15 protein-coding genes are annotated in these 15,592 nt (G+C 63.8%); 1 reads left to right on the forward strand and 14 read right to left on the reverse strand.

Annotation, left to right across the window (positions count from 1 at the left end; genetic code table 11):
* Positions 1-319 precede the first annotated feature (319 nt).
* Positions 320-1,627 (reverse strand): O-acetylhomoserine aminocarboxypropyltransferase/cysteine synthase family protein, encoded by a 1,308-nt coding sequence (locus Q0H23_RS03580; RefSeq protein ID WP_293815051.1) that lies wholly within the window; start codon positions 1,625-1,627, stop codon positions 320-322.
* 168 nt (positions 1,628-1,795) lie between these two features.
* Positions 1,796-3,022 carry a glycoside hydrolase family 3 protein gene (locus tag Q0H23_RS03585; protein ID WP_293835775.1) on the reverse strand — a complete coding sequence of 409 codons (1,227 nt, stop codon included), beginning with the start codon at positions 3,020-3,022 and terminating at the stop codon, positions 1,796-1,798.
* Between the two features lie 297 nt (positions 3,023-3,319).
* Between Q0H23_RS03585 and Q0H23_RS03590 the strand changes: the two genes are divergently transcribed.
* Positions 3,320-4,555: an amidohydrolase gene (locus Q0H23_RS03590; protein ID WP_293835777.1), complete on the forward strand. Its 1,236-nt coding sequence runs from the start codon at positions 3,320-3,322 to the stop codon at positions 4,553-4,555.
* Positions 4,556-4,572: 17 nt separating this feature from the next.
* Here the strand turns inward: Q0H23_RS03590 and Q0H23_RS03595 are convergent, their stop codons facing one another.
* The 12 genes from Q0H23_RS03595 to Q0H23_RS03650 all read right to left on the reverse strand — a co-directional run bounded on the left by Q0H23_RS03595 (position 4,573) and on the right by Q0H23_RS03650 (position 15,547).
* Positions 4,573-5,316 (reverse strand): glutamine amidotransferase, encoded by a 744-nt coding sequence (locus tag Q0H23_RS03595; protein ID WP_293835780.1) that lies wholly within the window; start codon positions 5,314-5,316, stop codon positions 4,573-4,575.
* Positions 5,313-6,692 carry a MurT ligase domain-containing protein gene (locus tag Q0H23_RS03600; protein WP_293835782.1) on the reverse strand — a complete coding sequence of 460 codons (1,380 nt, stop codon included), beginning with the start codon at positions 6,690-6,692 and terminating at the stop codon, positions 5,313-5,315. The genes Q0H23_RS03595 and Q0H23_RS03600 overlap by 4 nt, the downstream gene beginning before the upstream one ends.
* A gap of 3 nt (positions 6,693-6,695) precedes the next feature.
* Positions 6,696-7,247 (reverse strand): Asp23/Gls24 family envelope stress response protein, encoded by a 552-nt coding sequence (locus tag Q0H23_RS03605; RefSeq protein WP_293815061.1) that lies wholly within the window; start codon positions 7,245-7,247, stop codon positions 6,696-6,698.
* A gap of 59 nt (positions 7,248-7,306) precedes the next feature.
* A complete protein-coding gene (locus Q0H23_RS03610) occupies positions 7,307-7,747 on the reverse strand; it encodes a DUF2273 domain-containing protein (RefSeq protein ID WP_293835785.1) in 441 nt (146 codons plus the stop codon).
* Between the two features lie 3 nt (positions 7,748-7,750).
* Positions 7,751-8,410: a hypothetical protein gene (locus tag Q0H23_RS03615; protein ID WP_293835787.1), complete on the reverse strand. Its 660-nt coding sequence runs from the start codon at positions 8,408-8,410 to the stop codon at positions 7,751-7,753.
* A 120-nt stretch (positions 8,411-8,530) separates the two neighbouring features.
* Positions 8,531-9,331, reverse strand: coding sequence for a YebC/PmpR family DNA-binding transcriptional regulator (locus Q0H23_RS03620; RefSeq protein ID WP_293815065.1), 801 nt, complete (start codon positions 9,329-9,331; stop codon positions 8,531-8,533).
* A gap of 195 nt (positions 9,332-9,526) precedes the next feature.
* Positions 9,527-10,339, reverse strand: a complete 813-nt coding sequence (lgt, locus tag Q0H23_RS03625) for a prolipoprotein diacylglyceryl transferase (protein WP_293835789.1) — start codon at positions 10,337-10,339, stop codon at positions 9,527-9,529.
* A gap of 259 nt (positions 10,340-10,598) precedes the next feature.
* The gene (gene dcd, locus Q0H23_RS03630; RefSeq protein WP_293815068.1) at positions 10,599-11,156 is read right to left on the reverse strand and encodes a dCTP deaminase; all 558 of its coding nucleotides are present in this window, start codon (positions 11,154-11,156) and stop codon (positions 10,599-10,601) included.
* The gene (locus Q0H23_RS03635) at positions 11,157-11,393 is read right to left on the reverse strand and encodes a NifU family protein (RefSeq protein ID WP_293815070.1); all 237 of its coding nucleotides are present in this window, start codon (positions 11,391-11,393) and stop codon (positions 11,157-11,159) included. It abuts the gene before it with no gap.
* A gap of 83 nt (positions 11,394-11,476) precedes the next feature.
* On the reverse strand, positions 11,477-11,767 hold the full coding sequence (locus Q0H23_RS03640; protein ID WP_293815072.1) for a NifU family protein: 291 nt from the start codon (positions 11,765-11,767) through the stop codon (positions 11,477-11,479).
* 66 nt (positions 11,768-11,833) lie between these two features.
* On the reverse strand, positions 11,834-14,374 hold the full coding sequence (locus tag Q0H23_RS03645) for a U32 family peptidase (protein ID WP_293835791.1): 2,541 nt from the start codon (positions 14,372-14,374) through the stop codon (positions 11,834-11,836).
* Positions 14,375-14,851: 477 nt separating this feature from the next.
* Entirely contained in the window at positions 14,852-15,547 is a 696-nt protein-coding gene (locus tag Q0H23_RS03650; RefSeq protein WP_293835794.1) for a hypothetical protein, read from the reverse strand.
* Positions 15,548-15,592: the final 45 nt, after the last annotated feature.

Consider the following 15,592-nt stretch of genomic DNA (forward strand, 5'->3'; position numbering starts at 1 on the left):
CTCCTCGACGGCGGGGGTGGTGCTGGTGTCGTGCATATGATTCCTCTCGTCTGGGCCATCCCGTGTCGGTACGGACGGCCTGCCATCAGACGGCGAGCGCCGCGTAGACAGCGTGGTAACTCGCGCAAGAAGACATGATAGCGCAGCTTCGACACCCACAAGTTGCCGGCGTGTTACTCAGGACGCCCGGATTGGGGTGCCAAACCCTGGGGAGCCGGCGTCCCAAACCAAATAGCTTCCGCACGCGCGGCAAAAAACGCCCCGCCGCGACTGTTCGCGACGGGGCGCACCGGAGCAATGTGGCCGAGCCACTAGCGCGTTAGCACTTGGCGAGAGCCTGATCCAGGTCGGCAATCAGATCAGCCGTGTCCTCGAGGCCGCAGGAGAGACGCACCATATCGGCGGAGATGCCACAGGCGAGGAGCTCCTCGTCGTTCATCTGGCGATGCGTGGCGTTCGCCGGATGCAGGCAGCAGGTGCGGGCATCGGCCACGTGCGTGGCGATCTGGCACATCTCGAGGCTCTTCATAAAGGTCTCCGCCGCCGCGCGGCCGCCGTTAAAGCCAAAGCTCACGACACCGCACGTGCCATTGGGCATGTACTTCTGGGCGAGGTCATAGTACTTGTCGCCCTCGAGGCCGGGATAGCTCACGAAGCGCACCTTGGGGTGATTCGCGAGGTACTTGGCCACGGCCATGCCGTTCTCGCAGTGGCGTGGCATGCGAACGTGCAGGCTCTCGAGCGAGCTGTTGAGGAAGAAAGCCGCCTGCGGGTTCTGCATGGGGCCAAGGTCGCGCATGAGCTGCGCGGTCGCCTTGGTGATGAAGGCCCCACCCATACCAAACTTCTCCGCGTACGTGACGCCGTGATAGCTCTCGTCCGGCGTGGTGAGGCCCGGGAACTTGTCAGCATGCGCCATCCAGTCAAACTGGCCATGGTCGACAATGACGCCGCCGAGATACGCCGCGTGGCCATCCATGTACTTGGTGGTGGAGTGGGTCACGATATCCGCGCCCCACTCGAACGGACGACACATCACCGGCGTTGGGAAGGTGTTGTCGACGATCAGGGGCACGCCATGTGCGTGCGCCGCGGCGGCGAAGCGCTCGATGTCGAGCACGGCGAGCGCCGGGTTGGCGATGGTCTCGCCAAAGACGAGCTTGGTGTTGGGTCGGAAGGCCGCCTCGAGCTCCTCATCCGTGCAGTCAGGCGCCACAAAGGTGCAGGTGAGGCCCATGCGACCCATGGTGTGGGCGAGAAGGTTGTAGGTGCCGCCGTAGATGGCAGAGCTCGCCACCACGTGATCGCCCGCGGCAGCCAGGTTGAAGATGGCGAGGAAATTCGCCGCCATACCGGAGCTCGTCAGCATTGCCGCCGTGCCGCCCTCGAGCTCGGCGATCTTCGCCGCGACGAGGTCGCAGGTGGGGTTCTGGAGGCGACTGTAGAAGTAGCCGGACTCCTCAAGGTCGAAGAGCTTGCCCATGTGCTCGGACGTGTCGTACTTCCAGGTGGTGGACTGCCAGATCGGCACCTGACGCGGTTCGGCGTCGCCAGGGCGATAGCCACCCTGCACGCACACGGTCCCGACAGTCTTGGCGGCGCTGTTGTTGGTGGGCTGCTCGCTCATATGTGACTCCCTCGGTTTGGCGCTGTTTGCATGCCCATGAGAATAGGCGTGCGAATGCCCAGGTACAACCTAGCATTTTGGTGGGATTTGCGCCTCGGCGACCAGCTCCGTCTTGGCTTCCAGCGCACATCGGCTAGGGTGCGGCTCTGTCCCGGCGCGCGAACACGACTAGAGCACGGATTTGGTCCCCAGTACGCGCAGACATGACTCGTCAATGCGCTCCCGAGAAAGGATGCCACTCGCGACCGCATCGAGAACGCCCTGGTAAGCAGCATCGAGGTCCTCAGGCATGAGAATCATGTCTCCCCCAGCCTCGAGGAACCTGACGGCCGCCTCCGCCGACGAAAAGCGCTCGGTCACAGCCCCCATCTGGAATGAGTCCGAGATGATGATGCCGTTAAATCCCAGCTCACGGCGCAAGGTCTTCCCTATCATCACGCGAGAGAGGGATGCCGGAAGATCGTCCGCCGCGACGTTGGGCGTCTTGATATGACCCACCATGACGAGGGGCACGCCGGCGGCGATGGCACGGCGAAACGGCTCGAACTCGCACGAATCAAGATCTTCGCGAGTACGCGTCGACACCGCCTCGCCCGTGTGAGAATCGGCGTTCGTGTCGCCATGACCGGGAAAGTGTTTGACGCAAGGGAGGACGCCGGCCGCGAGCATCGCGGTTGTCTCGGCGACAACCATGTCTGCGACCAAGTGCGGGTCCGTGCCGAAGGAACGCGGCCCGATAACCGTGTTCTCGGGGTTGGTAAGCACGTCCGCAACCGGCGCGAAATCGATGTTAAAGCCAATTTCATGCAGGTAGAAACCTATGTCCGCGCCCACTCGCTCAGCCTGGGTCACGTCTCCCGTGAATCCGATGGTTGCCATATGGGGGAAGGTCGCGACGTCGAAGGCTGGTGAGTTCGCAACGCGGGACACAAGCGGCCCGCCCTCCTCGTCCACGCCGAGAAACACAGGGATGCCAGCGGTCGCTTCCTTCGAGAAACGTCCTATGTTCGCAAGCATCTCGCGAAGCTGTCCCGGCGTCTCGATGTTTTGCGAGAAGCATATGACGCCGCCAACGGGCAGGGTGGCGAGGGCGGCCTCCATAGCCTCGCCGGCTTCGATCACGCAATCCGTGCCCGTAAGCTGCTCGGGCGTCACGAAGAAGAGCTGTGCCACCTTCTGCTCGAGCGTCATGGTTCCGAGGATTCGCTCCGCGGCTGAAGAATCCGACATGGCGGGCGCCGTTGTTACGGGCACCGGTGCCACGGACGCCACCGTGCCCGGCGTCGCGACACCCTCAGGGTCTTGGCCAAGGCCGCAGCTAGAAAGTGCGACCGACGCCCCCGCAAGGCCGAGCACACCGAGAATCTCCCTGCGCGTAAGCTCGTTCTTCGCCATTTCCCCTCTCACGTCCCCTCTCGCTCGCATCTCGTTCGAGCCGCACACGCTCTCGGGAGTGCAGAGCGATCGCAACCATACACCCGTCCCTCATCGCGCGGTCCCGGACCGCCGAAGAGGCGCCCCTATCACGCGCACTCTGTCCGCCGAAGAGGCGTCCCCAATCGCGCGCGCCCGAGCTGCCATAGAAGCGCTCCCTCATTATCATCGCGTTCCATCTTGACGCATGCGGAGCTCCGCAAGCGCGAGCGTGTTACCCTCGATTGGTGATTAGACCTGAGCGACGGGGAGATGCACATGGCACAAGAGGCGGATATCGAGCGCGAGGCACGCGCTGCAAGCATGATCATCGCGAGGCAGGCGGAGACGAGCGACTATGTCATCGACCGTCGTCGCTGGTACCACGCCCATCCCGAGATTGCCTATCACGAGGTTGCCACCACCGAGCAGATCTGCGCAGACCTCGAAGCCCTGGGTATCCCCTACGAGCGCCCAACGGCAACCGGCGTCGTGGCGACCATCCGCGGCACCGCCCAGAGCGCCCATGGCGCAGCCGACTCCCCGCGCCGACGCATCATGCTCCGCGCCGATATCGACGGCCTCCCCGTGGCGGAGAGGACCGGCGAGTCCTTCTCGTCAGAAAACGACGGGTTCATGCACGCCTGTGGCCACGACTGCCACATCGCGATGCTCCTGGGCGCCGCCCGTCTCCTCGCCGGCATGACCGACGAGCTCGAAGGTGAAGTTCGTCTTGTCTTCCAACCGGCCGAGGAGGGCGGCGACGGCTCCAAGACCATGATTTCAGCCGGCGTCCTCGAAGGTGTCGACGGAGTCTTTGGCATGCACATCTGGAGCGATGTTCCCGCAGGCAAAGTCTCCGTAGAAGCCGGCCCCCGCATGGCGGCGACCGACTGGTGGCGCATCGACGTCACCGGCCGTAGCGCCCACGGCGCCATGCCCAACCAGGGCGCCGACGCGGTGCTCGCCGGAGCCGCCATCGTGGAGAGCCTGCAGGCGATCGTAAGCCGCAACATGAGCCCCTTCGAGCCCGCCGTGGTGACGGTGGGGCAATTCCATGGCGGCACGGCACGCAATGTCATGGCCGGCAGCTCTTGGATGGAGGGAACCGTCCGCACTTTCCACGAGGATGCCCACGAGCTGATTCCCGGCCTCATGGAACGCATGGCAAACGACGTCGCTGCGGCGTTTGGCTGCACGGCAAAGCTCACGTACGAGAACGCCCACTCCACCGTCGTGAATGAGGCCGCCGCGAGCGAGCGTGCCATGCGCGCGACCCGCGAGGTGCTTGGCGAAGACGCGCTCGTTCGCTACCAGGGCTCCATGCCCGGCGAGGATTTCTCCGAGTACCTGAAGAGGGTTCCGGGCGCATTCGCGTTTCTCGGCAGCGGCACGGCAGATCCCAACGGCAAGGTCTGGCCACAGCACAGCTGCTTCTATGACCCCGACGAATCAGTCCTCGTGCGTGGCTCCATGCTCGCCGCCCAGTACGCGGTCGACTTCCTCGCGGAGTAAGGCAAGCCCGGGCGGCGCTATTCCTTCTCTTCGCCGGAGATGAGGCGCTGGTACATCGTCTCGTTCGCGGCGAGCTCCGCAGTATCGTCGAGCGGCTCAAGGGTGCCGTCGCCGTACTTGCGCTCGAGCGCGCGCGAGATGAGGTAATCCGCCACGCCGGGGTTCTTGGGCAGCAGCGGGCCGTGGATATAGGTGCCCACGACGTTCTTGTAGAGGCACCCCTCGTACCCAGTCTTTCCGTCGTTGCCATGACCATGAATCACACGGCCCAGAGGCTCAACACCGGCACCCAGATGCGTGCGACCGCCATGGTTCTCGTACCCGACGATGGGACGGTCCACGATGCGACTCTCGATGGCAATGTTGCCGATGAGGCGCGGCGCGCCGCGGTCCGTGTAGAGGTCGACGAGCGACAGCCCCTCGACTTCCTCGTCACCCATGAGGTAGGAATGGCCAAGAAGCTGGTAGCCGCCGCAGACGGCACCAAGGGCACCGCCGTCTTCGACAAAGGAGACGAGCTCCTCGCGTTCCGCCAAAAGATGCTCGCAGACGATCCTCTGCTCACGGTCCGAGCCGCCGCCGATGAATGCGATGTCCACGTCCGAGAAGCTCGGGCGGTCGTCGATGTGGACCTCCTCCACCTCGCAGCGAATGCCACGCCACTCGAGGCGCTTGCGCAGCACGAGGATATTGCCGCCGTCGCCGTAGAGGTTCAGGAGCTCAGGATAGAGATGCGCGATACGCAGGGACTTTTCGCTCACAGTCGCTCCCCCATCTGCTCGAGCTCCGCCTTCGCGGGCCACAGGGCCGAGTAGTTCGTCAGGACATACAGGGGGCGATCCAGCGGCAGGTCTGCCACGGCATCGAGCGCCTCGCGCACGGTCAGCGCGATAGGCGCTGAGATCCCCGCGTACTTCAGGCGAACGCGAACGTCATCCGCACGGTGGCCACCGGCAACAACGGTGAGGTCATCAGGCTCGACGACGCCGCCACACTCGCGGGGGCTCCCCACGGCGAGACGCTCGAAGTCGACGTCCCAGATCCAGGAGATGTCCTTGCCATCGTTGGGGTTGTCGTTGATGACGAAGAAGGCCGCCTTCTTGCGGTCATCCGCCAGCATGAGCGATATGTTCTGGTTGAAACCCGTGGGGTTCTTCGCCAGGTTGAGAATCACATCGCGCCCGTCGACGCGGAAGCGCTGGAGGCGACCGTTCTCCGGATGATATGCGTCAAGAGCGGTCTGGAACTGCTCGGGCGTGGTGCCGGCAAGAGTCGCGCCCACAAAGGCGGCAAGCAGGTTATAGACCATGTATACGCCGCCGAAGCTCGCACTCACGCGCACGGGCTTATCAAGACCCGCACCGCTCACGTCGAAGGAGACGCCCTCGCGACCGACCTTGACGCCAGTGGCGCGCCAGTCAAGCTCGGGGCGGCAGAAGTCTCCCTTGGGGCAACGGAAGGCGCCCAGCTGGGCGTAAGCGCGGTAGTCGTAGGCGAGCTCCGTACCGCACACCTGGCAGAAGCGCGCCTCGGGCACGCGGTCCGCCGGCAGGTGGAGGTCCTCGCCGATGCCAAACGCCAGCACCTTGGTGCCAGCCTCACGTGCGCGACGCGCGACGCCCATAACGAGGGGGTCGTCACCGCAGGCCACAAGCGTGGTCTCAGGCGAGGCAGAGAGCGCGGAGACGATGACGTCCTGGACACGCTCGATCTCGCCGGCGCGGTCGAGCTGATCGCGGAAGAGGTTCAGGAGCACGAGGTAGCGTGGGCGAAGCTCGGGCAGGATGTTGATCGTAGAGAGCTCGTCCGCCTCCATGATGGCCCAGTCGGCAGAGCGGCCGGAAAGAAGGGCCGCCGCGACGCCGGGAGCCATGTTGGCGCCAACACGGTTGCACAGAACGCGGGCGCCACTTGCCTCGACAGCACTCGCGAGCACGTTGTTCGTGGTCGTCTTGCCGTTGGTTCCACACACGACGATGGAACCCCGCGTGAGCTTTTTGGCGGAGTGTGAGATTGAGGCAGGATCGATGGCGAGCGCGATGCGGCCAGGCAGCTGCGAGGCGGAACGGCCCGCCATGTGCAGTGCGCCGGCGCAGGCGCGGCCGAGACCCTGCGCGAGAGAGGCTCTGAGACCCACGGCCTACTCCGCCTCTTCCTCGTCGTGGCTACCGCCCTGCATGTTCTCGTACTCCTCGGGAGTGAGAACATCCTCGATGCGCAGGTTGACGCCGCCAACCTCAAGGCCCGTCATCCCGACGACCTGCTTGACGACGACCTTCTTGACGTCCTCGAAGACCTGCGGGGCGAACGCACCATATTCGATGAGCACGGAGATGTTCACGCGGACAGAGCTGTCCGGCATGACCTCGACGGAGACACCCTTCGTGGGATCCGCCGCGCCAAAGGTCTCCTGGACGCGGTTGATGAAGCCGCCCTTCATGCCAAGGACGCCCGGGACGTCACGCACGGCAATGGCGACGATCTTCTCGATGACACCGTTGGAGAAGGTGAGCGAGTCTTCGGAATCAAGGTCCTCATCGGCATCGGAGAAGGTAAGGTCACCCTCCTCGGAGGCGGCAAGCGACGTAGTGCTGGCCTCCTCAGCGGGAGTCTCGGTCGTTTCCTCGACGGTTTCCTCGGTGAGCGGGGCCTCGACCTCAGGCTCCTGCGCGATGGTGGGCTTCGTGCTCATGTTGGCTCCTATCCACCGGGATTTCCCGGCAATCACGGGCGTGACCCTCAGCGGGCGCCCTAGCGCTTCTTCATCAGGTTCTGGATAAAGCGAACGATTTTTGGTTCGCCGTCAAGGTACTGGCCGCAGGCGATGCCGACAACCACGAGGATGGCAATGACCAGGGTCTTCAGGACGCCAATCGAAAAGAGGAGAAGCGCCACGACAAGACCTGTCACGCCGCCAAGAACCGCATTGCGACTATTGGGGAACGTCTCGTCAAGCCAGCGCGAAGCGCGCGCGAGAACTCCGGGCTGCGCCGCGGGCTCGGTGCCACTCGCTGGCTGCGCCGTGGGCTCGGGGCCACTCGCTGGCTGCGCCACATCGCCCGAGGGCTGCGCGGCAGAGGTCTGGGCGCCCGCGGCGTCGGCTGCAGACGAACCGTTGGTTGGCACCTTACCTGACGAGGCAGAAGCAGGCGCATCCGCTGGCTCGATGCGACAAGTGAGCTTCTCGGACATGTCTTACGCCTCCTTCTCGACGCTCATGGGAATCGTGATGTCACCCGTGGACTCTGCGGATGCAGCTGCAGACGCGGCCTCAGCGGACTGGTGCTCGGAAGCGCCCTCGCCCTCCTCATCCTCCTCAACGGGGACGACGAGGGACGTGCCACGCTGCGGCTCGAGAAACTCAACGTTGATATCCCCCAGACATTCGCCGCACATGGCCGAGAGCCCGGTGACGAGCGCCTCGTGGAGCACCGGCGCCTCGCTCGTGATATCGACGGACTCATACGGCATCACATGTACGTCAACGGTGACGACGCCGTGCTTTGAGGCGCGGACCTCCACATCCTTGGCGATGCCGAGGCCAAGGGCCTCCACAATGTGGCCCGCCTGCGAGGCAACGGCGTTACGAGTCACCGTGATGGCGCCGCCTTCGATATTCATGACGGAGATGGCGGCCTTGGGGCGGCGCGAGAAGATCGAGCGCAGCAGGTTGAAGACGAGCCACGCCGCCGTCATACCAAGACAGACCTCAAGCGCCACATAGGCCGCGTCATATGACAGAAACGCGGAGATTTCCGCCTCGCCGATGCCAAACGCAGGCAGGGCGAGCATGGCGAGGGCAAAGAGCCCCGCCAGCGAGAACAGGAAGAGAACGATGCGCTTGAAGCCACCCATGAGCACCCTTTCTAACAAAAAGCGCCCCGGCCTCCCGACCAGGGCGCGTCTTGCTCTAGAATACCCCGAACCTCTGACACGATACATACCGGGCAGGGATTAGAACCGCTTGGGCGAGGTCTACTCGTCCTCCTCCAGGGCGGCGGCGATCTCGTCGGTCACGTCCATGGTGTGGTAGACGTTCTGGACGTCCTCGAGCTCCTCGAGGCGGTCAACGAGGCGCTGGACCTTCTTGGCGTCAGCGACGGTGACGGTCGTCGGGGTGGTGGGGACCATGGTCAGCTCGGAGCCCTTGACCTCGATGCCCTGGGCCTCGAGGGCCTTCTGGACATCCTGCATCTTGTCATAGGCGGTCCAGACGACCCACTCCTCGCCGGCGTCCTCGTAATCGTCTCCGCCAGCCTCGGCAACGGCCATCATGAACTCGTCCTCGTCGACGGCGTTCTCCTTGTCGGCGACCTTCTTGTCATCGGACTTGATGATCTTGTCGACAGCGATGGAACCCTTGCGCTCGAACTGGAAGGCAACGGAGCCGGTGGTGCCCAGAGAGCCGCCGGAGTGCGTGAAGGCGGAACGGACGTCAGCGGCAGTGCGGTTCTTGTTGTCAGTCAGGCAGTCAACGTAGACGGCAACGCCAGCGGGGCCATAGCCCTCGTAGGTGACCTCAGAGTAGACCGCGGCGTCAGCGCCAGCGCCAAAGGCCTTGTCGATGGCGGCCTTGATGCGGTCCTTCGGCATGGAGGACATGCGGGCCTTAGCCACGGCAGCAGCCAGGGAGGCGTTGTTCTCCGGGAGCGGGTCGCCGCCGAGCTTGGCCGCAACGGTGATGTTGCGGGAGAGCTTCGAGAACAGCGCGGAGCGCTTGGCGTCCTGCGCGCCCTTACGATGCTTGGTGGTTGCCCACTTAGAGTGTCCGGACATTCACGTCTCCTTCTTGTACACAGCGCCGGTCCCTCTGGCCAGCGCCCATACTGCAAGCTAGCGTGCGCACGGTCTAAGGCACATGCGCACAACTAGTGAACTTTATCACTTTTGCAGTGTCGCATACGTCATCTGCGGACATATCTTTGATTGGCTTGATTACGTCACAAAAATCGAGCGCGGATGCAGACGCCCCTACCCCACGTGCCCAATCTGTGGGCGCTTGGCACGCGTCGCCCACGCAAGCACGACGATGCCCAGCAACACGAGCGGCAGGCTCAGCAGCTGGCCCATCGTGATTGGCCCAAGCAGGTAGCCAAGCTGTGCGTCAGGCACGCGGACGAACTCGATAAGGAAGCGGAAAACGCCGTAGAGCACGAGGAACGTCCCCATGAAGGTGCCCTGCGGATGAGCGGGCCTGCGTCGGCTCATCATCCACAGCACGCTGAAGATGACGAGACCCTCGAGAATGGCCTCGTACAGCTGGCTGGGATGGCGCGCGACGTTGCCGCCCGTCTCGAAGACCACGCCCCACGGAAGATCCGTGGGCTTGCCCCAGAGCTCACCATTCACGAAGTTGGCGCAACGACCGAAAAACAGGCCCAAAGGCGCGCCGATAACGCCGAGGTCGCAGACTGTCGGGATGGAGAGGTGGCAGGAGCGGCACATGAGCGAGCCACCAACGATGGCGCCCACGAGGCCGCCGTGGAAGCTCATGCCGCCCTCGTTCAGGGCGAAGATCTTCAGCGGGTTGGCGAAGTAGTAGCCATCACCGTAGAAGAGCACGTAGAACAGGCGGGCGCCTATGATGATGCCCCACGCCATCGCAACGATGATATTCGCGACCTCGTCCCCGGTGATATCCAGGCCCCAGCGACGCGAGACGCGGTAGATCACTATGCCCGTCAGGACAAAGCCCGCAAGGTAGGCAAGCGCGTACCAGTAAATGTGGAGGGACCCAATCGAAATCGCGACGGGGTTGAGGCTGTGGTAAAGCTCGTTGAGCATGTAACTCCTCGAAACGATATTTGAGCGCCGGGCCAACAGGGCGCACGCAGACGCGGCGCAACAGGCGGGGCACACGCGGATGCGGCGCACACAGACGCGGCGCACCAGACGCAGCGCACCAGACGCAGCGCACCAGACGCAGCGCACAAGGCACCATCGGGAACGCGCCTCAGCGCGGGACGATACGGCCGTCTCTAGCGCGTGAACATATGAGGGCGGCCCAGGGCTCGATCCCCTGACAGCACACCAGAGGCCGTCTTTAGCGTGTGAGCGTGTGGGCGGCAGCGGCACCGCGCTGACCCTGGTAGTGGCTCCCAAGGCCGGCAGAGCCATACGGGCGCTCGGACGGGCTCGACATGCGCTCGAAAGACATCTGCCCGATCCGCATGCCCGGATGAAGCACGATGGGCAGCGTGGCGACGTTGGAGAGCTCAAGCGTGATCTCACCGTCCCAGCCCGGATCGACATAGCCGGCGGTTGAGTGGATCATGAGGCCGAGGCGGCCCAGCGTCGACTTGCCCTCGAGCTTGCCGAGGATGTCATCGGGCACGGCGATGCGCTCGAGCGTCGTGCCGAGCACGAACTGCCCAGGATGCAGCACGAACTGTCCGCCCTCGGGGACCACGACCTCCTCGGTGAGGTCCGGCTGGGGCAGCGTCGGGTCGATGTAGGCGTGCGTGGAGTTGCGGAAGACCCTGAAGCTCGAGCCAAGGCGCACGTCGACCGAAGCCGGCTGGACGTCCTTCATGTCGAGCGGCTCGATGACGATGCGGCCGGCGGTCATCTCGGCCTTGATGTCGCGGTCTGAGAGGACCACCTACATCACCGCCCTCACGCCGGTGACGCCGGGGACGTTGTCCTTGAGCACGCGTTCGATGCCCTGAGAGATCGTGACCTCGGAGAGCGAGCAGCCCGCGCAGGCGCCCGTCATCTCGATGGTGACGATGCCAGTCTCGTCATCAACGCCAACGAGGGCGCAGTCGCCGCCGTCCGCCTGAAGACTCGGACGCACCGCATCGAGCACGACCTCGAGAAGGTCCTTGTCAATCGCCATGTCTCCTCCTTGCCGTTCGCATGAGGCGAGCAAACGTGAGCGCTGCCCGGTTGAGCCGCGGGCACGCGCCGCCCGATCGAGTGCTAGTACATTACGGGGCGCACCGCGGTGACGCCAGGGACGTGCTCCTTGATGATGGTGTCGATGCCCTCGGAGATGTCCGTCGAAGCGAACATGCAGGCAGCGCAGGCACCCGTCATCTCGATGGTGACGACGCCGGTCTCGTCATCGACGCCGATAAGCTCGATGTCGCCGCCGTCAGCCTGGAAGCTCGGGCGAATCGCGTCAAGGACGTCCTCGAGCAGACGGTGGTCGATCTTGGCCGTCTTGTCCTTCTCCGGCGCGCTTTCCGTGGTGTTCTCGTTGTCAGCCATGTCTATCCTCTCCCCCGCAAAGCGGGCGCGTTCTCAAATCACTCTTGGATGCTACCCGACTCGCGCCTATCCGATGCCCCAGAACAGATGCCCACTTGAGGCGTGGCGCTCGCGCGAGGCGGGCTTGCGACCCTCTCGAACGGCGGCGAGCGCGTTGACGAGGCGCTCAACGGCAGCCCTGGTCTCCGCCTCGTTGAGAAGCGTCGCGTCGACCGCGAAGCGTGTCACGCCCGCCTCAATGAGCTCGCCTACCTGCGGCGTCAGGTCGAGGGGCACCGCGTCATAGATGCGCGAACGGCCATTGAGATCCGTTCTGACGGGCAGGAGACGGCCGTCTCGATCGCGAAGCGAGATCATGCGCCGGCGTAGCGCACACCGCGCGCAATCGTGGATGCAGCGATTCGCCGCCTTCAGAACGCAATGTTCGCTCGTCATAACACGAGGGCGGCCCGAGACGACGACACCCACGGGCACGTTGGCGCGCGGGGCGAGAGACTGGATCTCCGCGAGCGTAAGCTCCGGCGAAAGCCAGACCCCGGCCGCACCGGCACGCTCGAGCTTATCGAGGGCGAAGGCGTTGTGAATGGGGATGCAACCACGAATCTCCGCCTTCGCGCCGCAGCTCGCAGCAAGCGCGAGCTCGGAGACGTTACCCACGGCAACGGAAGCGCCGGCCGTTATCCAGGGGTCGATGCGGGCATGCTCTGGGTCGCGGCAGACCTCGTCGAGGATAGGGACGCTGCCGACAGGCCAGACGGGCGCAGGGCTTCCAGGCTCGCCAAGCTCGTCGGACGCGACGTACACACGCGTAGCGCCGGCTGCAGTGGCAACACGGGCCACCTCAGGCGACGGCGCAATGACGCAGACCTCCGGAGTTGGCGTCGCGACAGCGCAGGCAATGTCTTCCGCACTAGAGGCGGCGGCAGGCGTGATGGCAACGGCAGCCATCGCGGAGACAGGTGCGAGCGCACGTGCACGGTCAGCATACGGCGCGAGAATGGCTTCCTCCAGCGCCTCGCAAGCGGCGGCGCGGACCTTGTGCACGACGGAGAAGCCCATGCCGCAGCCCTCGTCAAGTTCGACCTCGATCGAACGCGGCTCAAAGGCCGAGGCGCCCATGCGCCCGACATGCTCAGCCAGGTCCTCGCTCGTCAGCGCCTTCGTGCGCGCGGCCTCGACAACCGGGCCCGAAGCCACAGCCTGCGGAAGTGAGCCATCGGGCGACGCGGGACCATTCGCGCAGGTGAGCTCAACGGAAAGGGGCTCTCCTAGCCGCGCGACAACGCGCACGTCGACCGCGCGCTTGCGAGCGACCTCGCGAGAAAGGTCCGCCGAGCTACCATCGTGCGCTGCCTTGCTGCGGATGACCCTGACCGGGCAGCCCACCGGCATCGGGCGCGCCACTCGACACTCGACCGTACCGCCCGCGGGAACATCGCTGGGAACGGTCGCCGTGAGAAAGGCGTCGGGGTCATTATCCGGACGAAGCTCGAGCAGGTCGCCGGCTCCAACGGGCTCGTCGACGCGCACGACAACGGTACAGCGAGCGCTCTTCTTGTCCTGGCGTGGATCGCGGTGGAGGTTGCCCCTTCCGTCCCTGCGCTGGAGCTGGCCGCCCGAGCTCGAGAGGACCTCGCCAACGAGCTGGCCGCGATTGTTCGAGCGCTCGTAGCTCATCATCTCGTCATCAGCGGAACCGCGCAGGTAGGCATCGGTGAAATCGCGGTTGAAAGCGCGCTTGAGACGACGCGCGACATGGGCGGGAACGGGCGTGCCGCCAAGCTCGGCCGACGCGGGTGCTCCCGCCAACACAGAATCGATCTGCTCGCGATAGGCCCCGATAACGCTCCAGACGTAATCAGGCGCCTTCATGCGGCCCTCGACCTTTAGCGAACCGACGCCGGCCTTCATAAGCGCAGCGACATCGCCGGCGGTGCAAGCGTCCTTCGGGCAGAGGGGACGTGTGCGCCCCGGAGCGGCGATGTCATTTCCAGCCTCATCGACAAGGCGATAGAGTAGCCTGCAGGGCTGGGCGCACAGACCGCGATTGGCGCTGCGACCTCCGGCCATGCTCGACATGAGGCACACGCCGGAGTAGCAGAAGCAAAGGGCTCCGTGACCGAATACCTCCAGCTCGACGCCCTCCTCCGCGATGCGAGAGATCTCGGCAAGAGAGAGCTCGCGGGACAAGGTCACACGGTGCGCGCCCTGTTCGCGAGCCCAGGCAACGCCGCGCGCATCATGGACGTTCGCCTGCGTGGACACATGCAGCTCAAGCTCGGGCCAGGTCTTGTGAATCTGGTCGAATAGGCCCCAGTCCTGAATGATGAAGGCATCAGCGCCACGCGCGGATGCCTCTCGCACGAGGGCGAGAGCGCGTGGCATCTCCTCATCGCGAACGACGACGTTAATGGTCACGTAAACGCGCGTGCCCGCAAGATGCGCCTCGCGGCACGCGGCCTCAAAAGCATCGAAATCAAAGTTGTGAGCGTTACGGCGAGCATTGAAATCATTGCCGACACCGCAGTAGATTGCATCAGCACCAGCAGCCAGCGCCGCACGGAACGGCTCCGGGCCACCCGCCGGAGCCAATAGCTCCATCGTCATCGAATCCCCAATCGCATGCGGCGCAAGCCGCCTTTCGTTTCCAACTTTTTAGAATAACAGTCAGACAGCAGGAGCACATGTCGACGAGCGCCCTTCATTCCGGTATCCCAAGAGCGCTCGGAGACGTTTTTCGTCGGCGATGGTCAAAAACACCATCTTGGCGTACGCGCGACACGCCACGAAGGGCCTTCGGGGGTCTTCTCTTAAATATTAATGAGACACAGTCTCATTAAGTGGGCAAATCGCGCCCATTTTGCTCACTTATGGCAACGCTGTTTTGCCAAACTCCATCAAGGGTGCTCTTTCATAGTTCGCCAATTCGATATCGCGTACGCCAAGATGGGTATTTTGACCATCTGGTCAAAATACCGCCTGCCATTTATGGCAGGCATCATCGCGAGACGGCCGCACCATGCACCCATAACCGAGACAAATCGCACGGATAGACGACCGTCTTTTCATCTCCGGGAATTCTCGTCAGGCTATCGATGCCCACTTCCTCAAACGCGGAATCAATCGAGCTCGAAGGCATTGCTGTCGGCCGCGAAAGCTATCCGAGCGAATCCTATCGCGCTTCCCCGCCGCCTTTAATGCCACCGACTCCAAACGCGCAAACAGTTGTGGGTCAACAAGGTCTTCGTACCAAACGTTGATAACCGTCCACCCGAGCCCGACCAGTGAGTTCTGCCTTCTATCGTCACGTCCAGCCTGCTCAGGCAGATGATACCTACGCCCTTTGTATTCAAAAACAACCTTAAGCTCTGGAAATGCAATGTCGGCAAAACGATCTCCCGACGGGGTGGCGATGCAATAGTTTGCCCTCGCACCAGACAGACCAAGACCTCCCAAGCGGCGCGGAAACGTCAGAAGGGCAAGAAGCACGCTCTCCATTGGGGAATGGCAGCCATCGACCACAAGCCCCATGGCTTCTCGTGCCTTCCCCAGGCCAGGCCTCCACTTCAAGTGGCTCGCAATTCGCTCAATCGACCGCCTCGATGTCATCGGTATATCGATATTAACGAAGCCGTCCCAACCGCTTTGGTCATTGTCAAGGAGATACGTTCCGCACAGTTCGAGACCCACCAGCGCGAGGTCCACAACGTCAAAATCTGATGAAGAGGCCAGGTCGAAGAACAAGAGCTCCGGTGATTCCACCAGGATATCTTTCGACAATCGAATGAGAGCCTTGGGAGGAGGGTCGGCCCTCCATTCGTGTCT

It is taken from the genome of uncultured Parolsenella sp. (assembly GCF_934660935.1).
In the GTDB taxonomy this organism is placed as follows: domain Bacteria; phylum Actinomycetota; class Coriobacteriia; order Coriobacteriales; family Atopobiaceae; genus Parolsenella.